This is a genomic window from Legionella bononiensis, from assembly GCF_016786215.1.
GTDB classification, from domain to species: Bacteria; Pseudomonadota; Gammaproteobacteria; order Legionellales; family Legionellaceae; genus Legionella; species Legionella bononiensis.
The window spans coordinates 164,315-188,109 of the sequence record NZ_JADOBG010000021.1; the positions used below are offsets into that span (position 1 = coordinate 164,315).

Consider the following 23,795-nt stretch of genomic DNA (forward strand, 5'->3'; position numbering starts at 1 on the left):
ACAAACTGCCATTTGTTTGTTAAAAGGATTTTAATTTGGTCATTCAGGTTGTCTTTACGCCCTCATTAAAACCCCTTTCGCCTCGATTTGTTTTTTTGTACATCGTGCTTTAATTAGGAACGGTTCATTTCCCTAAACTGATGTAGGGTGTTCATGAATGGATGTAACATTGATTCGATTCTGTTGAAAAAAATGAACCAATAAAATGTTTAGGATGACACATGCTTGAAAACGCAAATTCAAATACTCCTTGTGATTTAATTTTATTTGGTGTGTTAGGTGATCTATCCTGCCGTAAATTATTGCCCGCGTTATATCATCTCGAAGGAGCTGGTCTGCTTCATATTGATTCACGGATTATTGGATGTGGACGTGAACATCTAACAGCAGCAGAATTTCTGGAGTTGATTCGATCCAGGGTGCAGCGACTGTTAACTGAAACCATAGACGAGACAGTGTGGGCTCGTTTTATTACCAAATTGAGTTATTGCTCTCTAGATTTGATGGTAACCGATGATTATCAAAAATTAACTGATTATATTAATCCATCTTTACGAACGGTTGTTTCCTATTTTGCCATTCCTCCATTTTTATATGCCCAGGCCTGCCATGGGCTGGCTCGAATTGGTTTAACCGAGCAACCTTCTCGTGTCGTATTAGAAAAACCAATTGGCCATAATCTCATTTCATCCAAAACTATTAATGATGAGGTTGCTCAGTTTTTTTCTGAACATCAGATTTATCGCATTGATCATTATCTGGGTAAGGAAACTGTATTAAATCTTCTGGTGCTTCGTTTTGCCAATTCAATGTTCTCATCCAATTGGGATCATCGGGTAATCGATAAGGTTGAAATCACTGTAGCTGAAGAAATAGGTGTTGAAGGGCGTTGGGACTACTATGATAAATCAGGCCAAGTACGCGATATGTTGCAAAATCATGTTTTGCAGATTTTATCCCTGGTCGCCATGGATCCTCCTTTAAGTCTCTCCTCAGAAGACATACGCAGTGAAAAATTAAAAGTATTAAAATCCCTGCGTCTAATCAATGAGTCGAATGTCCGAGACCACACAGTTCGGGCTCAGTATGCAGGCAATGTTATTGAAAATAAAATAATCCCCGGGTATTTGGAAGAACATGGGGCTGATCACCATTCAGTAACCGAAACCTTCGTAGCAATAAAGGCATATATTGACAGTTGGCGATGGTCTGGTGTGCCATTTTATTTGCTTACTGGCAAACGATTAGCAAAAAAACAAAGTGAAGTCGTTATTTATTTTAAACATCAACCGCATAATATTTTCAATCAATTCAAGAAGGAATTACCGCCCAATCAATTAATTATACGATTACAGCCGGATGAAGGTCTTGAGTTGCGTATTATGAGCAAAGTTCCCGGTCTTGGAGAAAATCTGGCTCTGGCTGAAAGTAAACTCGATCTGAATTTTAATCAATTGATCAATGCGCCACGAATTGCAGATGCCTATGAGCGTTTGCTCCTGGAAGTGATGTTAGGTAATCAATATTTATTTGTAAGTCGTGAAGAAATAGAGCAGGCCTGGAAATGGATTGATGCGATTAAAAACTCTTGGGATGCAGAAGGTGCCCCGCTTCATACCTACCCATCAGGAACCTGGGGACCTGAAGAAGTTAGAACGTTATTTAATGGCCAGGCACATATTTGGGATGATCGAAATGCAACTCTATAGTTTTAGCGATGCGAATCTGTTAAATAGTGATCTGGCAGATCAGATTAAAAATAGTTTATGTGAGGCCATCACATTAAGAGGGCGAGCGTATCTTGTTGTTTCCGGAGGTAAAACTCCTGTTGAGTTATTTAAACTATTGGCACAAAAAGATTTGCCCTGGGATAAAGTCACCATTACTTTGGCTGATGAGCGTTGCGTAGGTGTTAATGATCCTGATCGGAATGAACGATTAGTGAAGGATTTTTTATTGCAATATAAAGCTCATCAGGCACAATTTATTAGCTTGTATAACGAGCAAGTTCAAATCGAAGAAAATCTAAAGCTAGTTGAACTTCTAATCGATTCATTGCCAACCTTTGATGTGGTCATTTTAGGTATGGGGGAGGATGGGCATACTGCTTCCTTATTTCCATGCAGTGATGAGCTGGAGTCTGGTTTGGATGATGAGGCGCAATCACTGCTTTTGGTTCATCCCAGAACAGCACCGTATCAACGAATTACCTTATCTAAAAGACGACTACTGAACAGTCGCATGATTTTCATCCATCTGGTTGGTCCAAAAAAACGTATTGTGTTTAGCCAGGCACTGGTAAATGACAATCCTAAAGTTATGCCGATTAGTGCTTTTATAAATAATCAGAATGCCAATATTCAGGTGATGTATGCACCCCAATAAGGAATTAATATGCACCCCGTTGTAGCACAGGTTACTGAAAATATAAGTACGCGTAGTGCGAGAAGCAGAAGTATGTATCTGGAACAGATTTCCAAGGCCAGGGTTAAAGGCCCACAAAGGAGTGTTCTTCATTGTGGTAATCTGGCACATGGATTTGCCGCCTGCGCTAGACAGGATAAAGTTAATTTAAGGGGAGTAAGTAAAGCGAATATTGCCATTATTTCTGCTTATAATGACATGTTATCTGCACATCAACCCTATGTCTCTTTTCCTGATGTGATTAAGGAAGCGATTACCGCTTCAGGTGGTGTTGCTCAGTTTGCTGGTGGTGTTCCTGCAATGTGTGATGGCATTACTCAGGGACAACCTGGCATGGAGTTAAGTTTATTAAGCCGTGATGTCATTGCTATGTCAGTAGCGATTGCTTTATCTCACAATATGTTTGATGGCGGTTTGTTATTGGGGATCTGCGATAAAATAGTACCTGGTTTGCTTATGGCTGCTTTGAGTTTTGGACATTTACCCTTTGTATTTGTTCCAGCAGGCCCTATGCCGTCTGGAATTTCAAATCAAGAGAAAGCCAGAGTTCGTCAGTTATATGCTGAAGGTAAAGCAGATAAGAATGCATTACTGGATATCGAAGCTCAATCTTATCATTCCGCGGGGACTTGCACCTTTTATGGAACGGCGAATTCAAATCAATTAATTATAGAGTTGATGGGGTTGCAACTTCCTGGTTCCTCCTTTGTTAATCCCAATACATTATTAAGAAATGAGTTAACCAAGGCTGCATCAGCTCAGGTATTGGCTTTAACTGATTTAACACACAATTACATGCCAATTGGGCAGATGATAGATGCAAAAAGCATTGTTAATGGGATTGTTGGGTTATTAGCTTCCGGAGGTTCAACAAATCATACCATGCATCTTATCGCTATTGCTTCAATGGCAGGATTCTCGGTTAATTGGGATGATTTTGCACAGCTATCACAGGTTACTCCCCTAATTACCCGAATTTATCCTAATGGTCATGCGGATATCAATCACTTTCAAAGAGCCGGGGGCATGGCTTATTTTATCCGAACTTTGCTGGAAGCGGGTTTAGTGCATCAGGACGTGAATACGGTTGTTGGTTTTGGCCTGGAGCACTATACAAGACAACCTGTTTTGGAGAATAACCAGCTGGTATGGGTTGACGGTCCAACGAGTTCAAACAATGAGGATGTGTTGACTTCAGTATCCAGTCCCTTTAAACCTCAAGGGGGCTTACAAGTTTTGAGCGGTAATATAGGTCGGGCTGTATTTAAAACATCAGGGCTTGCTGAAGGCAAAAGTGTTATTAAGGCACCTGCTGTTGTGTGTTCCAGCCAGGCTGAGTTTGAACAGCTTTTTAATCAGGGCTTGTTAAATAAAGATTGTGTCGTTGTGGTTCGATTTCAGGGTCCCAAAGCTTGCGGTATGCCAGAGCTTCATCAATTGACTCCGAAATTGGGGGTTCTAATGGATAGAGGTTATCAAGTGGCCTTGATTACTGATGGTCGTATGTCCGGTGCATCAGGTAAAGTACCTGCAGCCATACATGTAACTCCTGAAGCTATGGATGGAGGTGTACTGGCTAAAATAGAAACTGGAGATATGGTGGTCATAGATGGTGATCGTGGGATTTTGCAGATTTTGGTAACTGATGAAACATTATCAACACGAATTAACGCATTACCACCTTTAGATGACCATGTGCACGGAATGGGACGTGAACTTTTTGGGAGTTTAAGAACCCAGTTTACTGGGGCAGAACAGGGCGCATGTAGTTTGTTTATGGGACAACAATATCGTTATGACAGCTTATGATCTAAAAGAATATGCCATAGTTGCTGATATTGGAGGCACTTTTGCTCGATTCAGTCGTGTGAATTTAGTGAGTTTGCAGATGGATAAAATTGAAATTTATCCTTGTGCCTCGTTCAGTAATATTGATTCAGTATTAACTGCCTATCGGACTCAACACTCATTGCAGGAGCTTAGACGAGTAGCAATAGCCATTGCCTGTCCTGTGATTGATGATTTGATTTGCATGACCAATTGTCATTGGCAATTCTCAATTCAGGAATTAAAAAACAGATTGAATTTAACTGAGCTAAGGGTGATGAATGATTTCACAGCCATCGCCATGAGTTTACCCGAATTGTCGCCTCATGATGTAATTCAGATTGGAACTGGTTACTCGGATGTCAATAAAGTGCGCGTGGTTCTGGGGGCTGGCACCGGATTAGGCGTGGCTTATCTGGTTCCAAATCATCAGACTTATACTGCTTATGCCGGTGAAGGCGGACACGCAGATTGGGGAGCAAAATCGGAACAGGAATGGTTTATATACACCTATTTAAAAAAGTACTATTCGCATGTATCGCTTGAACGTTTATTGTCAGGTCATGGTTTGGAGAATTTATATAAAGCGATAGCTGCTTATAATGGGCAGGATAAAACACCTTTAAGAGCAGCAGAAATTATTTCATTAGCCTTGGCTCAGGAGTGTCCAATAGCTCAGGCGACCGTAGAGCAGTTTTTTGTCTGTTTAGGAACTTACGCGGGAGATTTGGCATTAATTTATGGTGCCTTTGGTGGTGTCTACATCGCTGGCGGAATTGTGCCTCGACTCATTTCATTGATAAAAAAGAGTAAATTTAGAGCCTGTTTTGAAGATAAAGGCCGCTTTACCGATTTTAATGCTCTAATTCCTACTTATATGATTACGGCAGAACAGCCGGGAATATTAGGGGCGGCAGCGTCTCTGAAACACGCTCTAAAAGGAGAATTTGATGTTGTTTCCTGATGGTCTTTCAGCGGAAAATGTGTTTTCCGTGTCAAAAGTGATCCCGGTTATTGTTATAAGGGATTTGGATAAGGCCATTCCTTTGGCTTCGGCGATATTGGCTGGTGGAGTTAATGTATTGGAGGTTACTTTAAGAACACCAGTAGCTTTAGATGCCATTAAATTATTGACCAGAAATTTTCCTGATGCCTTAATAGGTGCTGGTACGGTTATTAATCCTGAACAATTGGATTGGGTGACTCAAGCAGGCGCAAAATTTGCGATTAGTCCTGGACAAACTCATTCATTATTAATGGCTGGACAGAAGTCTCGAATTCCTCTGATACCGGGGATAGCCAGTGTTTCCGAATTAATGGCAGGCTTGGAGTTAGGTTATCGTCATTTCAAATTGTTTCCTGCCGCTGCCGTAGGCGGGATTCAGTTGCTGCGTGCTGTTTTTGGCCCTTTTCCAGATGTACGATTTTGTCCAACTGGTGGTGTCAATGAAGAGAATTTTCAAGATTATCTTGCTCTACCTAATGTTTCTTGTGTTGGCGGTTCATGGATCGTTCCTGATCAGGCAATCAAAAATAATGAATGGGCATTAATTACGGAGTTATGCCATTCGATAAGTAATGATTTATATAAAGTTCAGTGAAAGCGGGTTATTGTTTATTATCATGGCTCAGCGAGACCTTAATAAACGCAACTCACTCTTAAAGAACATGCCTTATATAGTGTGTGAGGTGGCATAGTAGTTTTATTTGTAGACGGACGTTAATAAGTAGAACTTGTATTAGCAGGGATTTATTAAAGGAGTAGGATATGGCTTGGATTGTCGCGATTATTGGGTCTTTAGCTGGATTTTTGTTTGGTTATGATGAAGGTATTATTGCGGGTTCAGTGGATTTGGTAAAAAATCATTTTGATCTGACCGCCACGCACATTGGCATCATGGCCTCAGCTTTACCTTTTGGGGCTTTGTTTGGTTCCATGTTAATTGGTATGTTTATGGCCTCAAAGGGCATAAAACGTTTTGGTCGACGTTCATTATTGTCCTTTGCCGGATTCCTCTTTTTCTTTGGTGCCTTGGGCGCCGGATTTGCAGATTCTATTTCGATTTTGGTCGTGTCACGATTAATTCTTGGACTTGCAATTGGCATGGCTTCTGTCCTGACCCCTTTATATTTGGCTGAAACCGCAGCGATTGAAGCACGAGGGGCAGTTGTTGCGATTTATCAATTAGCGATGACCATAGGTATCGTTTGTTCCTATTCGGTGAATTATCTTCTTATAGAGCACCAGGCCTGGAGAGCCATGTTTGCTTCAAGTGCTTTGCCGGCATTGTTGTTAAGCATTGGTATCTTATTTATGCCTGAATCGCCAAGATGGTTATACAGTATAGGACGACGTGATGCAGCGGCGAAATCACTAAAGAAATTGCGTCAGAGTCGTGATATTGAACATGAGCTAATGGAAATTGAAATGACTTTAGCTAATGAACCAAAACAAGGAAATTGGTTATTATTATTTAAAAAACCCTTGTTGCCGGTATTAATGTTAGGAACCGTTTTATTTTGCTTGCAGCAGCTTAGTGGCATTAATGTAGTGATTTATTTTGCTCCTGAAATTTTTAAAAATTTAGGCATGGACAGTACAACAGGTCAAATATTAGCTACTATGGGTATTGGATTGGTGAATTTATTAGTGACTATCATCGCCATACTCTGTGTTGATAAAGTAGGTCGTCGTAAGCTTTTGCTATTTGGTTTTGCGGGTACTTGCTTAAGTCTGGTTGCCTTATGTCTGTTTTCAGTCAATCAGGTAGTATGGCTTCCTTATTTGTCCGTTATTTGTTTGACCGTGTATATCTTTTCATTTGCTATCAGCGTAGGCCCCATTCCGCATATTTCAATGGCAGAAATTTTCCCATTGCATGTACGTGGCGCAGGCATGGGATTATCTGCCATGAGTAATTGGACATTCAACACCGTGGTTATTTTCAGTTTCCCCATTCTGCAAAAAATGTTAGGTATTGATTATACTTTTGCCCTATACGCTGTGATTTGTTTCCTGGGACTGATTTACACCTATTTTTATATGCCCGAAACCAAGAATATCAGTTTGGAACAAATTGAAAATCATGTGATGGCCGGTAAACCCTTAAGGTTTTTAGGACGAGAGAAAGAGCAATTGGACGATCTCAATACTGAAACAGATAATTCATTTGTCCCTTTAACAAATTGATATGAAGAGTAACTACTCGCACGTCATCCCGAGCGTAGCGAGGGATCAAAGAACGTCATCCCGAATGCAATGAGGGATCTCCTGATTGTGGCATTGTGCTTGCATTGGGAGATCCTTCGCTGTGCTCAGGATGACGAAACGCTCAAAAGAACGTCATCCCGAATGCAATGAGGGATCTCCTGATTGTGGCATTGTGCCTGCATTGGGAGATCCTTCGCTGTGCTCAGGATGACGAAATTTCCAATTTAATAGACTAATTCAATCATCCCTGTTCAATGAAATAGATACATCCAAACTCGGTTTTTGTACATTTTTAATATATTTTTAAAATCATTGATTAAATATCTTTCACTACACCTTAATAGTGTTCTAAAATTAACTAAAACGAATAAACCAGGCCAATTCATGTATTCACCATTGATAGAAAAAAAATTAGAAGACATCCAGTCAAGAATAGAGACACTTGAAACCAAATTAAAAATTAATAAACAACCGGCTGAAGAACCGGGTCAGGAAGAGATAAAAGAGATTCCAAAACCCATATCCGGTAACCTGCTTGGAGTAGTGTCTTCCATATGCTTTATTCTGGCCGCTGGATTTATTTTTAAACTGTCCATTGATTCCGGTTGGCTCACTCATGAAAAACAACTGGGACTTGCTTCTTTATTAGGATTGGCTCTGTTTGCTGCCGGAATTTTAATATCGAATACAGATAAATTATATGCAAGCTTTTTACCTGCAGCAGGCTCTACAATTTTATATCTGACCTGTTTTGCCGCTTTTCAATTTTATTATCTTATATCGTTTCAAACCGTAATCGCCATAACCTGTATTATTACAGGAATATCCCTTTGGTTTTACATTCAGTTTAAGCATGATATTTATGCGGTAATTGCTGCAATTGGCGCTTATAGTGCTCCATTTGTTACCAATATCGATAATAATGCATTTTTCTCACTGTATTACTTCATCATTTGTTCTTTAACTTTTGCCACTCTATCGATATGGGTGCAATCACGAACTTTAACAGTAATTTCTTCCTATTTAGCTATTTCGATTACAGCCTTTATAGGGTTGAATCTGCATCTGAATGCCATCATTGCGAGTGCGCTGGCTCTTAATTTCCTTATTTTTTCTATGGCAACCTATTTTTATACTCGACTTACCCATAATGCGCTTACAGTAAAAGAGTCCTGGAGTTTATTTCCGGTGCTGCTGGTATTTTACGCTATGGAATATTATTACATCAGCCGAATCGATCCTGCTCTAGCGTCATTAGTTTCAATCGCTGCAGCAGCCTTGCTGGTTGCTTTAAATCTTTCAGCTAAAAGACGGTCACCCAATCGCACAATGTCCAGTAGCGGTCTCGTTTTAACCTTTGTAACACTGGTTTTCTTCCACTCCATTTATCTGGAATTATTACCCGCAGACATCAAACCCTGGCTGTTTGTTATCATTGTTATAGGATACAGCCTGCTCCATAAGCAAATATGCTTAAAAGATATAAATAACATTAAAATTATTCCCATTATTGCGTTATCTTCTATTTTAGGAATTGAATATCTGAATATGCTCAGTCATCTGGCAATGCAATTTAATGCTTCCTGGGCAATTGTTTCCTGGACTTCGTTTTTAAGTCTCTGGTATATCATTATAAAACATCATAGCGCGCTCAATACAAACAAGAACTATATATACCCAATCCTGGCAGCAGCTCACATATTGTGTATTATGGGTCTTTATCAGATTACCATTAATTACGGTTCCCTCGCCGTTTCAACTTCATGGCTTATCTACGCCCTGATAGTCCTTTCATTTTCCTACATTAAAAAAGATCTGATCATGGCAAAATCAGTTTTGATTGTTTTAAGTTTTGCTGCCGGCAAAGCACTCCTTTATGATGCAGCATCAACCCCTAACATTCATCGTACACTAAGCCTCATTTTAACTGGAATTGTTCTCTATACCTCAGGTTTAGTCATTAGAAAAATGGCTCGATAACCAAAATAGTGAGCCGTTGAACAACAATTCAATCAGTGCGTCATCCCGAGTAAAACGAGGGATCTCCTCAATGTGACAATAACACTTTGAATGAGATCCCTTCGTTCAGGAGGGCATCAAGTTACCCCTGACTCCATGAGTCAATTAAAGTAATAAACAAACTCGTAAAAACCATCATTAATTCCATTTGTTCAAAACTCGAAACAATGAATCCATGTAGGGCAAATTATCTCTCTACTAATTTTTGTATATTCCATGTATTTTATAGTTTTATAAGGGAGAACTATCCATGGCTGGAAAATCTAAATACAGTACTCATGAAATCGTTAATGTATTTCGCTGTGTTTCACTATTAATACAACATCATCCTGAATTATTAGACAATAAGGGTATTTTTAGAATTACTGGCTCAAAACCAGATACTGAAGAATTATTAAAACAACTTATCGATCAAAACTTTGATTGGAACATACTGGAACAGTATGTTTTCGTAAACCAGCAGATAAATAGCGATAACGTACACAATACTATTGGCATGTTTAACTGCGTACTTAAGGATTCCTTGTTATTAGATACAACGGATGATTTGTTGGCTGGTTTTACAAAAAAACTCCAACAATTACTCAGTGCTGGTGATTTAAATAGCGACAGTTTATCAGATGCCGTTTATCTGCTAGATGAATTTATCAATAAGCTCCTGTTATCCAAATCTCTGGAACACCAACGAACGGGTGAAATGTTGTATCACTATTGTTATTTGATGCATAGGGCTTCTTCATTTGAAGAAACAAATAAGATGTCAGCACGAAATCTGGCAATCATTTTAGCCCCGCATTTAACCAGCGAACTGGAGTTGGTTGCTACGGATAATTTATTAGTACTGACGGAATTTACCATGGGAAAATTGGTACCGATACTTGAAAGTTATATTAACAGTGAGCTGACTGACCACCCTTTTTCAGTTCGCCATGCAGATAAAATTGGACATTTAATTGAAACACGTCACTTTATTATGAATAAATTAATGGAAATGAAAGTGGCAAATAAGAAACAAACGGTGGATCCTATGGTAGAACTAATGGTGCAAGTGAAAGAAATGCAGAATCAAAAAGAACAATTAGAAATTAATATCCACGATGAACCGCATGACCATGATGAGAAAAAAAATTTAAAAAAACAACTAAAACAATTGAAGAAGGATATTGAGGAACTTAATCAGGAGATTATTGCACTAAGAGATCAAATTGAAGAAATGAATGATGCTCATGCTGGGTTGATCGTTGTAAACCATAAATTATCATTGTCTGTCGATCATCTTACTCAACTCGTACCCATACCAGAGGCCAGTGATTGGGAACAAATCGATCAATCCGTCTGCTCAAGTAGTTCAGCACGTCAACGATATGGTGTATTTCGGGAAACTTCAAATACAGATCGTTCTCAAGAACCTGACGAGGCGAATGAGCTTGCCTGGAATGATGATGATCAAGACACTCCACAGCACAGTTTGAATTAAGCGTTGTATTGATTCAATAACATCAGGATTAATATGAACCAGTTGATACAAAACCATGCAAAAAATAAATCAGTAAACAGAAGCATCATCTGGTTCATTCTTATATTTATCAGTACAGTAAGTATTGCAGCTGAGAACGATTTCCAATTTTGGACCAACACTACTGTTATGGGTTCGATAACGAAAAAATACCCGAAAATTAAATATTGGCTCGAATATCAAGGTCGATTTGGTGATGACGCTTCGAAACTTTCACAACTCTTATTGCGACCGGGACTAGGATATCAGGTGATCCCAACAACAAGCGTCTGGATAGGATACGCATGGATTCGAACCGCACAACCATTCACCGTAAGGCCTATAGAGGAGAACAGAATCTGGCAACAAATACTGTGGAGTAAAAAATTCAGCCAATTTACAGCTACAATTCGATCTCGCCTTGAACAACGCTATATACAAGCCACGATTCATACCGCCTGGCGGTACAGACAATTATTTAAAATAGCGTTTCCAATACCCAATCATGAACAATTTAGTCTTATTGGCATGGATGAACTTTTTTATCATCTTAATAATTTCAACATACAGAATAATACTGGTCTTGATCAAAATCGCGCCTTCATAGGATTAGGTTACAAAACTACTGAACAGAGTACTATTGAAATGGGTTACCTGAATCAGTACATTAAAAGACCATTAAGAGAGAATTTTAATGGAAATTGTTTGTACATGAGTCTTCTATTTAATTTTTAGTTATAAGGTCTGTTCACAATGCCCAATTTAAAATGACGGGGCATTTTCAGTAGCCGGACCTTGGTGGCTCAAATTAGAAAATAGATACTAAATCACGTGATTCTCAAGAAAAGATACTTTACTATTAAATTGTATTTATTATTATGCCGGAGACAAAAACATGGAGCAGGTTTTTGATGTTGCAATTATTGGGGGAGGAATCAATGGTTGCGGCTGTGCAGCAGATGCGGCACTTAGAGGCCTTTCCGTAGTACTCTTCGAACAGGATGACTTAGCCTCCAAAACCTCATCCAGCAGCACAAAATTAATTCATGGAGGATTAAGGTATTTAGAGCATTATGAATTCGGATTGGTGAAAAAAGCCTTAGAAGAACGACAGACTTTATTGAACCTGGCACCTCATCTCGTCCATCCCCAATCATTTATTTTGCCCTACCAAAAACATATGCGTCCTGCCTGGTTATTAAGACTGGGGCTGTTTTTTTACGATCATTTAAGCCGAAAAAACCATTTACCTAAATGTAAAACCATACACAGAACTACAAAAAACACCTATTTTAATCCATTAGTAGACCAATTAAACCGTGGTTTTTTATTTTATGATGCGTCTACAGATGATGCTCGTTTAACTATTATTAATGCCATTCAAGCAAAAAATCATGGGGCAAGTATACGCCCACGCGCCAAAGTGATTCATACTGAAGTAGTAAATAACATGTGGCAATTAATTATTCAACCGGACAACGGCCCCATTTATAAAGCCTATGCAAAAACCCTAATCAATGCCACTGGTCCATGGGTTAAATCCCTGGCCCAACTAACAAAAACCTCAGTTAAGAGCGACATGACTCTCGTCAAAGGGAGTCATATAGTCGTACCGAAACTTTACGAAGGGAAACACGCTTATTTTTTGCAACATGATGATAAACGTGTCGTGTTTGTCATTCCCTTTCATGGGTTCAGCATGATCGGTACTACTGATGTAGAATACACTGGATCGTTGGATCAGATTCAAATCGATGAAGAAGAAATTGTGTATTTAACGACTTTAGTTAACTCGTATTTTAAAATTAAAATTCACAAAACGGATATTATGTATTCCTGGAGCGGAATTAGACCACTTATTGCAAATGAAGGAAAAGAAGTTAAAACGTTAAGCCGAGACTACAGTTATGAGTTTAGTACTAATCCAGCCCCGGTTATGACAATTCTTGGAGGTAAAATAACAACCTACAGACAATTGGCAGAGGACGTTATTAATCAACTTTCTTCAGTATTTCCTCAGATGCGCCATTCAAGAACAAAGGTCACTCCTCTTCCTGGAGCCGCTTTAGGTACAATGGGCTTTGAAGAGTATATCATCTACGCCAAAGAGAAATATCATTGGTTGGACTCTGAATTATTGTATCGCTATCTCTATAATTACGGGAGTCGTACTGAAATTTTTCTTTCACAATGCACTAATATTGAATCCATGGGAAGAAAATTTGGAACTTGTCTCTATCAAGTTGAGGTGGATTATCTCATTCAAGAAGAATGGGCAAAAAACGTTGATGATGTATTAAAGCGACGAACCAAACTTGATCTCTCAATGGACGCCGCCAGCAAGGAAGAATTAAAAGAATATATAGGCAATCTTATTGCTTATCCTGCTCAAGCTGAGCCCGTATTTCAGTAACATCAGCATCCAGAGCTTGTTGAGCCAATTCTTTTAATGTGGATTCGGGCATGCTGCCAGCTCCCGAGTATATTACAATACTGTCTTTAAATACCATGAGATGAGGTATAGAACGAATCTCAAAAAAATCAGCCAGATCCTGTTGTTCCTCAATATTTACTTTGGCAAATACTATTCCAGGAAATTGATCGGAAACCTGTTCATAAACTTTGGAGAACTGCTTGCAGGGTGCACACCACTCAGCCCAAAAATCAATAAAAACCAATTCATTTTCATTAATCAATGATTCAAATTCAGCACTGGTTAAAGTTTTGCTTGGCATACTTTTTCCTTAGCATCAAGCAATGTGACGATTTCGTCAAATATTTGATCAACAGTTCCTGTTCCAATTACAGTATGAAATTGAGGCGCATCAGGTGAACCTTCAGTTGCCCAATTTTTGTAGTAATTAATCAATGGAGCAGTCTGGTTATGATATACCTCTAGTCTTTTACGTACCGTTTCTTCTTTATCATCATCACGTTGAATCAATGGCTCCCCTGTGAGATCATCAACACCAGGATTTTTTGGGGGATGGTTGATAATGTGATATACCCGTCCTGATTGTTGATGAATACGGCGCCCACTGATCCGTTCTATGATTTCGTTATCATCTACTGCAATTTCTATCACATGATCTAAAAATATACCCGCATTCTTTAAAGCATCTGCCTGAACTATGGTTCTTGGAAAACCATCAAATAAAAAACCATTGGCACAATCTGGATTTTTTAGGCGATCTTTAACTAGACCAATTATAATATCATCGGATACAAGCCCACCGGCCTCCATAATCTTTTGAGCACTTAAACCTAAAGGAGTACGCTGGGCAATTGCGGCACGTAACATATCCCCTGTTGAAATTTGAGGAATTTTATAACGTTCAATTAAACGCGAAGCCTGGGTTCCTTTTCCAGCACCCGGACCACCTAAAAGCATTAATCGCATCAAAAACTCCTTAATAATTGGTCTCAATTTAAAACCTGGAACTATAGTATAATACCAATCCAGTTAAATATTATAAAATTTTTAGCATATTTTCTCTAGGACTCTTTCAAAACCATGCGTGAGATTTCATTGTTCCCTGGCATGAGTTAAGTTGCATTGCATAAATTTGTGATTTTGCTTTAACTTTTCTCGCTACAGAAATCAACCAGGGCTTCTGAAGGTAAGTTTTTCGCTGATATCCACCCACTCCTTCATGATATGCCAAATATAGTGAATAAGCGTCTGTTCGCGGTATTCCTGCCTTGACCGCAGCTTGATTGGCATACCAACCAATAAAATCAACTCCATCAGCAAAGTCATCACGAGATGACAAAATCCAGCCATTGGTTTGCTTATACTGTTTCCAAGTCGATTGTAGTGCCTGGGTATAGCCATATGCTGTTGATGGTCTTTTCCACGGTATTATCCACAATAATTTCGTACGAGGCGGTCTGGCGCTTGCGTCAAACTTTGATTCCTGATGAATAATTGCCATCTGTACAGGAACAGGGACTTTCCACCGTTTTTCTACATCTTTAGCATCAGAATACCATTTAGGATATTGTTTAAATATATTACATATATTATTTACATCTCTGGGAGGTTGACTAACACAAGAGGTAAGAAGCAATACCGATAATAAAAGAGTAAATAGTTTATAATTCATGATATTAATTAGGTAAAAATCCGGGTATGTTGTACCCAAAAAAGCGAAAAAAGTATAGTAGCAAAATTAATCTTCACAATCCATGTCATTTATCAACCGAAACAAGAGTACTTATATCACCCTTTTTATGGCCAGAATCATCACGATTTTTAATGTGTTTCAAACGCGCCATTCCCCTAATCAATAGTAATACCCTACTCCACATGTTACAATTTAAGTCCCTGAAATCACACAGATTACCAAATGAGCGTACTTGTATTTGATATTGAAACCATACCCGACATCGATGCAGGGCGAACATTATATGATCTGGATGGTTTATCCGATATTGAAGTCTCCCAAGCCATGTTTGCATTACGGCGAGCAAAAGTTGGAAACGATTTTCTACCTCATTATTTACAGAAAATTTGTGCCATATCGTTAGTACTCAGTCATGGTTCACAGCTGAAAGTCTGGTCCCTTGGAGATGAAAATTCGGATGAAAAAGAATTAATTACTCGTTTTTTTGCCGGTATTGATAAACATACTCCAACTCTGATCAGTTGGAATGGCAGTGGTTTTGATTTACCCGTTTTACACTATCGCTCTCTATTACACGGTGTAAGTGCACCAACCTATTGGGAAACTGGTGAAAATCAACAATCATTTAAGTGGAACAATTATTTAAGCAGATTTCATTATCGCCATATAGATCTGATGGATCTTATTGCAGGATATCAAAATAAAGCCTTTGCACCTCTCGACGACATTTCCACCATGCTCGGTTTTCCAGGCAAAATGGGCATGAGTGGTTCTAAAGTCTGGGAGCAATTTGCCGCTGGGCAAATAAAGGAAATAAGAAATTACTGTGAAACGGATGTGCTCAATACCTATTGCGTCTACCAGCGCTTTGAGCTAATCCGTGGAACCATCACTCACGATGAATACACGAACTCTATAGCGCACTTAAAAACTTATCTGGGGACAGAGAAGGACAAACACCACTTGCAGGAGTTTTTGCGTCAAATGAATTGATGCATTATCAACTTACAGTAATGATGTGACATTTAGTTCAAACTGAATAATACAGGACTTACGAAAAACCCCAGGGTCGAGACACAATCAATTTTTAACGAAGAGATTGGGCATTTTTCGTAAATTCTGTGGTAATTACTATCGAAAAATAAACTAGAGCAGGTATATACTATACGACTGTTCATTAAAATTTCATTCCTAAGGCAAAAGCTATGTCTGAACCACTTATCAACATAACTCACAGACAAGCTATAACTTTCGCCTGTTTTCTAGTCCTGTACGAATTTCTAACGTATATAGCCAATGATATGATCATGCCCGGGATGATTCATGTTGTTAACTCATTTAATGCGCCTGAATCAATGGTAGCTACCTCACTTACTGTGTATATTCTCGGTGGAGCCAGTCTGCAATTGATTCTTGGTCCGGTATCGGATGCTTACGGCAGAAGACCCATGATGTTGCTTGGCGCAAGCTTGTTCTTCATTTTTACCTTATTGATTGCCTGTTCACATTCAATGGATCAATTTCTTACCGCCCGATTTTTCGAGGGTATGGGTTTATGCTTTATAGGCGTCATCGGATATGCAACCATTCAGGAATTGTTTGAAGAAATGGATGCAGTTCGTATTATTGCCATCATGGCTAACGCCGCGATTTTGGCGCCCTTATTAGGACCTATCTTAGGTGCCATCATTATTCACTATACCTCATGGCGAGTCATCTTTGTGATGATAGCGTTTTGCGCGATTTTCGCTCTTTGGGGGTTATGGCGATATATGCCTGAACCTATAGGCCAGATAAAGAAAGACGGAAAGCAGATCCCCAAAGCGCCATTATCGCTTCTCTCTGTATTCAAAAATTATTGGGCTCTACTGAGTAATGCAACATTTTGTTACAGCGCCTTGGCAATAGCCATAGTGGGTATTCCCTGTATTGCCTGGATTGCACTCGCACCAATAATTATGATTACCGAAGCAAAATTAACGGTCATTCAATACGGTTTATGGCAGCTGCCAATTTTTGGAGCAACAATTTTGGGTAACTGGTTTTTACACCGTTTGACTTACAAAATGGAACTGAAGAATATAATTTATCTGGGTTGCATCATAATGACCGCAGGAATAATATTAATGGCATTATTGCCTTATTTCTATGGCAATAATTACATCTATTTAATTCCCGGTGTCATTATTTACTTCTTTGCCCTCAGTGTCATTAACGCCCCATTAAACAGATTCTGTCTGTTTGTCACCTCAGTGAGCAAAGGCACCGCTTCAGCACTGATCAGTTTAAGTGTAATGATCATTGGTGCAATAGGTATTGAAATAGCAAGCCTGTTTTATCACAGCCATAATAATCTTCACTTCGGAATTTATTGTAATGCGATTGGATTACTCTTTTTACTATTCATTGCATTAACGTTTATGAGAGAAAAGAAGACTTCAATTAAGGTGAGTTGATAATTCCAATTTTGAATACAAAAATAACGTGCTGTCGGTTATTTGAATAAGGATATTAAGCAAGATAGAATACCAATCGCCAATTAAATTAATAAGGATGTACGATGACGTTAGACAGAAGGTTTAAAGCTATTGATAAACAATTTGATACCTTTCAACATGTAATTTCAGATGAAAAGCTAATAGCTCAAAGTGGATATGCTGTTCTTTTTGGCGAACAACAGATCCAGATATTAAAAAATGTTGGAAAAGATCTTCAAATAATAAGAGATTTCTATCATGATCGCTTTTACAATAAAAACACGATTCCTCAATCAGATATTGTTGATAAATATAGTGAGCTGTATTCCATACTCTATCAATTAAGCCAGAATAATTTGGATCTGAATAAAGCCATAAATACAATTGAAACCAGTTCCAATGAGTGGCTCGATGAAATTGTTTTGGATAGTATACTCAACGTTTGTTATTCAATAGCATGGCTTATACCGCTTATAGCTGGTGCAGCGATTCTACCATTCGCATTGCCCTTACTGTCTTTGAGCACCTTCGTGGGATTGTCAGTACTTATCGCCTCAACATCATCGATGTTCCTGTCTATCTCAAAAGTTTGGGATAATTTGTCCAGTATTGAAAACACAACGCCGGTGGTTGAAAACACACTATTGGAGCGTTCATTACTCACTAATATGAATGCCTTTTATCAATCTAATTTAAGAAAAAATATTAAATTGGACAGTTCACCAGAGAATCAAGAACAGATAACAGAAGAAACTGGACTTTCTTGTTAAAACCCAAAACCATTCATCAACCTTTATATCGTTTACGCACCTATATCAAGGTGCGTATCAAGTTACAATCTATAATTAACGCAATCATCCAGTACACAATTATTGATGTTGATGAGCAGGATGCGTTTCTTTAATCAAAAACGCTGCAATCAGCAAGCTGCCCAAAAAGCAAAGCGGCATAACCAATAATGCGGTTTGATAGCTGGAAATATCATACACATGTACCCCATTGACCAAACGCCAGGAATCCGTGTGCTGTAAAATATAACCTACCAAGGGCTGAAATATGGCGCCACCGATTAAAACCGATAAATTATTAAATCCGGATGCTGTTCCAACCAGCTCTGGAGAGTTATTCTCTTTAACAACTGCGAAACTTACAGTTTGTCCGCCTGCCCCCAAACCAAGAGTGAATAAAGTGATATAAGACCAGCCATAAGGCAGATTAGGATAATACAGCAATATCAAAGTAGCCACCAAGCCTAAAACAGCACTAATGACCAAAGCAATACGTCTGCTTTCAATACGATCGCTGAGCCAACCCAGCAAAGGACTTCCTATTCCTATTCCAATCCAGATCATGCTGCATAATCCTGATGCGGCAACCACACTAATTTGATATTTTTCCTGTAAATAAGGAACACCCCAAAGTGCAGCAAAAACGGCAATAGGAGTCCAGATGGCAAATGCATAGCCGCCTATAATCCAGGTATGGGCATGTTTGCACACAGCTACAAGTCGTTTCCATTCATCTCTTAGATAATGATCGGGAATTGACTGATTTTGCTGATGGGGATAATCGCGAATAAAAACCCAAAAAAATCCAGCCAATATAAAGCCTATAGCAGACAATATAAAACTGGCATTACGCCAACCTACATGAGAAATTAATGCGGCAAGTGGCATTTCACCAAACATGGCACCTACTGAACTCATCAATTGGGCTATACCGGCAAGAATGGCAAAATAATAGGGCGGAAACCATCGTGAAATAAGCACTAACACACCAATAAAAGAAAATGCGGAGCCAATACCAATCAAAAATCTTCCGATACACGCGGTGAATACACTATCTGTCGAGGCAAAAAATGCGGAGCCTATAGCACAAAGAATAATGGCAAATGTCATTAATTTACGAGGCCCATAACGATCGTATAATACTCCAGCAGGCAACTGCGATGGGGCATAGGCATAAAAATAAAAGGCGGAAATTACACCAAAGCCCTGCCCGCTCACACCAAAGGTTTTCATCATGGATTCTGCCATGACACTTGGAGCGACCTGAAGAATAAATTCATACAAATAGAATGAAGCTGCGAGAAAAAAAATAAAGTACGCTGCAGCCAGACTATCACCCACTCCATCTTTTGCTTTTATAGTGTAATGTGCGTTCAATTTAAATTCACTCTGATGAGAATTGCCCATTTAAACGCAAGGCGATTTAGTTTGTCAATATCATTTTAGTATAGGATATACTGCACCTAATAGTGCAAGCTCTTTCGCGCCGGTAATCGATGTTAAATTAACCGGGATATTATCCAAAGTTTGAGAAGCTAACCACGCAAACATCATGGCCTCCAGATAATCAGGACTTGCACCGGTTTCAGCAATACTGCAAACCTTTATATGAGGTAATAAATCAGCCAAAGCGTTAAGTAAATGCGTATTGTGAGTACCTCCACCGCATAAATAGACGTGTTTTATGGCGCCTTGGTTGCTAATGATGGTGCTGGCAATCGATCTTACGGTCAGCGCCAATAAGGTAGCTTGAATATCAACAGGTTTATATTCCGAATTAACATACTGTTCTAGCCAGGAAAGAGAAAAGTATTCCTTACCGATACTTTTGGGAGCCGACCATGAAAAAAAGGGGTCTGCCAATAATTGTGTCAATAAAGGTTCAATCACTGTTCCCTGTTTGGCCCAGGCACCACCAGCATCATATGATTTATGAAGCTGACGCATAATCCAAGCGTCCATTAAACAATTTCCTGGCCCCACATCCCAGCCACGTGTTGGTTGATGTGGATTAATAAAAGTCACATTAGAAATACCGCCTATATTGACTAATGCTATTTCTGAATCACAATGAGAAAATAACTCCTGATGATAAAGTGGAGCAAACGGAGCACCTTGACCACCATTGACTATATCTCTTGTTCTAAAATCAGCCACTACTGTTATACCTGTTAATGAAGAAATGGTGTGTCCGCATCCAAGTTGCAAGGTATAAGGAATGGCACATTTGGTGTCATGACATACTGTTTGTCCATGACTTCCTATCGCCTTGATTGCTCCTGGAGAAACGTTAGTCTCCTGTAATAATTCATTTACAGCGAGGGCAAACTCTCTGCCAATCAATGTATTGAGTTGGCAAATCGAGGCAAGGCTTAAAGAATTGCCACCGACCAGATCATCGATGCGTTTCCTTAATTCATCACTGTATTTTTTGGTAATTCCACATTCCAGTTTATTAGAGGGTAAGTCAACCAACGCGGCATCGATACCGTCCATACTGGTACCTGACATTAAACCTATGTATAAACTCATGGAATACTCTAATTAATGATATAGTTGTTATATAGTACTAAATACGAAGATAACTGACAAAGTTCTCGTTGAATAAATTGAATAACAGGTATTATTGGTAGGATATCTGGATTTTATATCAAGGATAGAGATGCTCGTTACTAAAACTCCATTTATTTATATTGCCTGTCTTTCGGGTTTTTCATTAATAACTTTTGATTTATATCAACCGGCCTTACCGACCATTATCAATTATTTTCAAACCACCCATGAATTAGGACAGCTTACTCTTAGTATCTATATCTTTGTAAATGGATTCGCTCAGCTCATCTGGGGGCCTTTGATTGATCATTTTGGCAGGTTGAAATCAATTAATGTAAGTCTATCTCTATTCTTGATCGCTACCATGATGTGCATTTTTTCCAATTCTATTTATATGTTAATTGCCGGTAGAGCATTGCAAAGTTTCTTTATCTGCAGTTCTGGAGTCATTGCCCTCTCGTCAACCCGGGATTATGAAAATACTGCGGAACGCGCCAATATCATTTCACATATCTCAATGATTGTATCTATTTCGCCCATTATTGCGCCATTATTCGGAGCAGTAGTATTTCTCTATTTGGGCTGGCAGGCGACCTTTATATGCATGGCTGTATTTGGTTTTATACTTCTGCTGCTTGCCCAATCAGTTTTGAAAGAGTCACCCACATGGGACAGAAGTAAATCGAAATTTTCTTATTTAAAATCTCTAAAACAATACATGTACATTCTACAAAGCAGACATTTGTGGTTGGGAATGATTATCCTTACCGCTTCATTTACCAATATAATGATCATAATAGTCAATATCACGTATTTAATTATTAACCAACTGCACTACTCACCTACTGCCTTTGCATTAATCTTTGCATTTAATGGATTCACGATGATTCTGGGCAACTATATAGGTATACGTCTTAGAGATTATTTCTCATTAAGATGGAATATGTGTTTTGGTAGTCTTATGATGATAACTGGGGCGTCTATTTCGCTTCTACTTTATCATTCAATTGGATTTGGCCTGGACTGTATTGTGCCTTTATTGTTAATTACCATAGGGGTAACGATTACCAATCCACCGGCATTATCCCTGGCACTTAAAGATTTTAACGAACACGCAGCATCGGCAACCGCGGTTATCAATACGATGCGGATGAGTATATCTTCACTGATAGCTGGAGTGGTTGGGATTATATTAACGACTAATTATTACATTCTTCCCTTGACCATGATGATTTTGAGCGCCCTGTGCCTATTTTTTAGTATGCTTCATAGAAATTAAAACATCGGATGATTAGAGCAATGAGTTTTATAAAGCTTCCTTGCAGATGTATTTATGATTTCAATACTATATTTTCGCAATAACAGTACTTAATTCACCACTAACGTTATTATTCACATCTAACCATCCCAATTGTTTCATCACCAATTTACTACGCGCTCCCGATCCTTCTTTAGATAAACCTTGAGCATGTTTTACTATTTCAGTTAAATCCATATCATCTGTAACATAACTTTTAACAAAAAATGAATAGATACCACAGTATGAACTTTTGTCCGAAACCAATTGTTTTTTATAGTGTTTCAAAAAGGTTTCTTTTAATTGTTCGCATTTTACTATGTTCTCTTTTGCTTCGAGTTGTAATTGTTTTGCTTTTTCGTAGTTATTTTTTTCTGCGCCTAATGTACTATTGAGATATTCAATAACGTCTTGATTGCTGTATTTATTAGAAGCATTGAGTATGCTATCAATATGCTCTTCTGTTAAAACAGAATTTTGAGGGCGTAATTGATAGCATTGTTTAATTATATCCAGATTACTAGATGTAATTGCCATCAACATTACAGAATGAAACACATCCATATCAACTACTTCAACTTCCTTTTCTAATTCAACAAATAATTTATTAAAATAAGGAACCGCCAAGGATCGAGCATGTTCTAGAGCATCATTTAGAAATACATCATCATCAATAGCTAAAAGAATATCAGATTGCAATTCTCTAACAAAGCTAAACGAATCGCTAATTTCATCGTTGTACATTTCTAAAATAGAGCAAGCAACTGTATTGGCAAGAAAATAGAGCGCTGTAGTCCCTTTATTGCCCAAACTAAACTTACGAGGTCCACCTTTTAATTCACTTAGAGTAGGCGCTCTGAAAATAAAGGGAAATACATCAACATCTGAGACTACATCCCAAAACATGTATCTTGCTAGAGGTGGTTCGTTAGAGTTTTGAGGTAGTTCAAAAATAATATGCTGACTGTCATCATTTGTTTTTAATATATTAATTGGTAAGGAGAATGTGTAAGCAACCGCATATTCCTTGATGATTTTTTTAAACATGTTTTGAACGAATTCTTTATCTTTAAAACGTTCTCTCATGTTATGAAAATCAGGAGGTGTTCCTATCACTCGATGGCTACCCTTGGGGTCATGTATGACTATCGATTCTTCATTACACAGGCTTTTAAAATCCCTAGTCAACAGACCATTAATGGATCGAGGTTGCTCTCCAGGAACACTCATTTGGATAGAAACCATTTCAAATCGTTGTGTTTTCAATCCTAGTTGGCTTATCTCATCAAGTATGAGTTTTTCTAATTGAATTTTCTGGTTCCAATGCTCTTCACTTCGATATTTATGGGGTATAAAAAAACACAATTTGTCCTCTTTAAGCTGATACACATGCTTTTCTGAGCCGCCGCCAATGCGCTTACAGTCAGAGAGTTTATAAATCCTGCCATTTATAGTTAAAGTTGTTCCCTCAATATTTTGATAAAAAAGCCTCAACCATTCTTGCATCATTTTCTCACAACAGAACCAGGTGTTGCGCAATATAACACAAAGAACAAATAATGATCAATTATTGCGTA

20 protein-coding genes are annotated in these 23,795 nt (G+C 38.5%); 14 read left to right on the forward strand and 6 right to left on the reverse strand.

Features of this window, described 5'->3' with window-relative positions; translation table 11 throughout:
* Positions 1-221: 221 nt before the first annotated feature.
* The 10 genes from zwf (at position 222) to glpD (ending at position 13,389) form a co-directional block, all read left to right on the forward strand.
* Positions 222-1,709 (forward strand): glucose-6-phosphate dehydrogenase, encoded by a 1,488-nt coding sequence (gene zwf, locus IZU94_RS13315; RefSeq protein WP_203111307.1) that lies wholly within the window; start codon positions 222-224, stop codon positions 1,707-1,709.
* Entirely contained in the window at positions 1,696-2,385 is a 690-nt protein-coding gene (pgl, locus tag IZU94_RS13320) for a 6-phosphogluconolactonase (protein ID WP_203111311.1), read from the forward strand. Before zwf ends, pgl begins: the two co-directional genes overlap by 14 nt.
* Positions 2,386-2,394: 9 nt before the next feature.
* The gene (gene edd / locus IZU94_RS13325) at positions 2,395-4,233 is read left to right on the forward strand and encodes a phosphogluconate dehydratase (RefSeq protein ID WP_203111314.1); all 1,839 of its coding nucleotides are present in this window, start codon (positions 2,395-2,397) and stop codon (positions 4,231-4,233) included.
* A complete protein-coding gene (glk, locus tag IZU94_RS13330) occupies positions 4,220-5,215 on the forward strand; it encodes a glucokinase (RefSeq protein WP_203111317.1) in 996 nt (331 codons plus the stop codon). The genes edd and glk overlap by 14 nt, the downstream gene beginning before the upstream one ends.
* Positions 5,202-5,852, forward strand: coding sequence for a bifunctional 4-hydroxy-2-oxoglutarate aldolase/2-dehydro-3-deoxy-phosphogluconate aldolase (locus tag IZU94_RS13335; protein WP_203111320.1), 651 nt, complete (start codon positions 5,202-5,204; stop codon positions 5,850-5,852). Before glk ends, IZU94_RS13335 begins: the two co-directional genes overlap by 14 nt.
* Before the next feature lie 167 nt (positions 5,853-6,019).
* Complete coding sequence (locus IZU94_RS13340; protein WP_203111323.1) at positions 6,020-7,441, forward strand: sugar porter family MFS transporter; 1,422 nt, start codon at positions 6,020-6,022, stop codon at positions 7,439-7,441.
* A 405-nt stretch (positions 7,442-7,846) separates the two neighbouring features.
* Positions 7,847-9,442 carry a DUF2339 domain-containing protein gene (locus IZU94_RS13345; protein WP_203111331.1) on the forward strand — a complete coding sequence of 532 codons (1,596 nt, stop codon included), beginning with the start codon at positions 7,847-7,849 and terminating at the stop codon, positions 9,440-9,442.
* Positions 9,443-9,731: 289 nt separating this feature from the next.
* A complete protein-coding gene (locus IZU94_RS13350; protein ID WP_203111356.1) occupies positions 9,732-10,958 on the forward strand; it encodes a RhoGAP domain-containing protein in 1,227 nt (408 codons plus the stop codon).
* A gap of 33 nt (positions 10,959-10,991) precedes the next feature.
* The gene (locus IZU94_RS13355) at positions 10,992-11,711 is read left to right on the forward strand and encodes a DUF2490 domain-containing protein (RefSeq protein ID WP_203111359.1); all 720 of its coding nucleotides are present in this window, start codon (positions 10,992-10,994) and stop codon (positions 11,709-11,711) included.
* Between the two features lie 160 nt (positions 11,712-11,871).
* Positions 11,872-13,389, forward strand: coding sequence for a glycerol-3-phosphate dehydrogenase (gene glpD / locus IZU94_RS13360; protein ID WP_203111362.1), 1,518 nt, complete (start codon positions 11,872-11,874; stop codon positions 13,387-13,389).
* On the opposite strand, the gene IZU94_RS13365 is transcribed toward glpD, so the two are convergent.
* The 3 genes from IZU94_RS13365 to IZU94_RS13375 all read right to left on the reverse strand — a co-directional run bounded on the left by IZU94_RS13365 (position 13,349) and on the right by IZU94_RS13375 (position 15,082).
* Positions 13,349-13,711 (reverse strand): thioredoxin family protein, encoded by a 363-nt coding sequence (locus tag IZU94_RS13365; RefSeq protein ID WP_203111365.1) that lies wholly within the window; start codon positions 13,709-13,711, stop codon positions 13,349-13,351. The two genes, glpD and IZU94_RS13365, sit on opposite strands and share 41 nt — an antisense overlap.
* Positions 13,693-14,376 (reverse strand): adenylate kinase, encoded by a 684-nt coding sequence (gene adk / locus IZU94_RS13370; RefSeq protein WP_203111367.1) that lies wholly within the window; start codon positions 14,374-14,376, stop codon positions 13,693-13,695. Before adk ends, IZU94_RS13365 begins: the two co-directional genes overlap by 19 nt.
* A gap of 106 nt (positions 14,377-14,482) precedes the next feature.
* Positions 14,483-15,082 (reverse strand): transglycosylase SLT domain-containing protein, encoded by a 600-nt coding sequence (locus IZU94_RS13375; protein WP_203111369.1) that lies wholly within the window; start codon positions 15,080-15,082, stop codon positions 14,483-14,485.
* A 243-nt stretch (positions 15,083-15,325) separates the two neighbouring features.
* Here IZU94_RS13375 and IZU94_RS13380 point away from each other — a divergent pair, with 243 nt between their 5' ends.
* From IZU94_RS13380 to IZU94_RS13390, 3 genes are all read left to right on the forward strand, one after another.
* Positions 15,326-16,096 carry a 3'-5' exonuclease gene (locus IZU94_RS13380; RefSeq protein ID WP_203111371.1) on the forward strand — a complete coding sequence of 257 codons (771 nt, stop codon included), beginning with the start codon at positions 15,326-15,328 and terminating at the stop codon, positions 16,094-16,096.
* Positions 16,097-16,308: 212 nt separating this feature from the next.
* Positions 16,309-17,559 (forward strand): MFS transporter, encoded by a 1,251-nt coding sequence (locus IZU94_RS13385; RefSeq protein ID WP_203111373.1) that lies wholly within the window; start codon positions 16,309-16,311, stop codon positions 17,557-17,559.
* 104 nt (positions 17,560-17,663) lie between these two features.
* A complete protein-coding gene (locus IZU94_RS13390; RefSeq protein WP_203111375.1) occupies positions 17,664-18,350 on the forward strand; it encodes a DUF5638 domain-containing protein in 687 nt (228 codons plus the stop codon).
* Between the two features lie 99 nt (positions 18,351-18,449).
* Here IZU94_RS13390 and IZU94_RS13395 read toward each other — a convergent pair whose 3' ends face one another.
* Positions 18,450-19,745 carry an MFS transporter gene (locus tag IZU94_RS13395; RefSeq protein ID WP_439649233.1) on the reverse strand — a complete coding sequence of 432 codons (1,296 nt, stop codon included), beginning with the start codon at positions 19,743-19,745 and terminating at the stop codon, positions 18,450-18,452.
* Between the two features lie 60 nt (positions 19,746-19,805).
* Entirely contained in the window at positions 19,806-20,900 is a 1,095-nt protein-coding gene (locus IZU94_RS13400; protein ID WP_203111381.1) for an anhydro-N-acetylmuramic acid kinase, read from the reverse strand.
* A 130-nt stretch (positions 20,901-21,030) separates the two neighbouring features.
* Between IZU94_RS13400 and IZU94_RS13405 the strand changes: the two genes are divergently transcribed.
* Positions 21,031-22,200, forward strand: coding sequence for a multidrug effflux MFS transporter (locus tag IZU94_RS13405; RefSeq protein WP_203111384.1), 1,170 nt, complete (start codon positions 21,031-21,033; stop codon positions 22,198-22,200).
* A gap of 66 nt (positions 22,201-22,266) precedes the next feature.
* Here the strand turns inward: IZU94_RS13405 and IZU94_RS13410 are convergent, their stop codons facing one another.
* On the reverse strand, positions 22,267-23,727 hold the full coding sequence (locus IZU94_RS13410) for a hypothetical protein (protein ID WP_203111387.1): 1,461 nt from the start codon (positions 23,725-23,727) through the stop codon (positions 22,267-22,269).
* Positions 23,728-23,795: the final 68 nt, after the last annotated feature.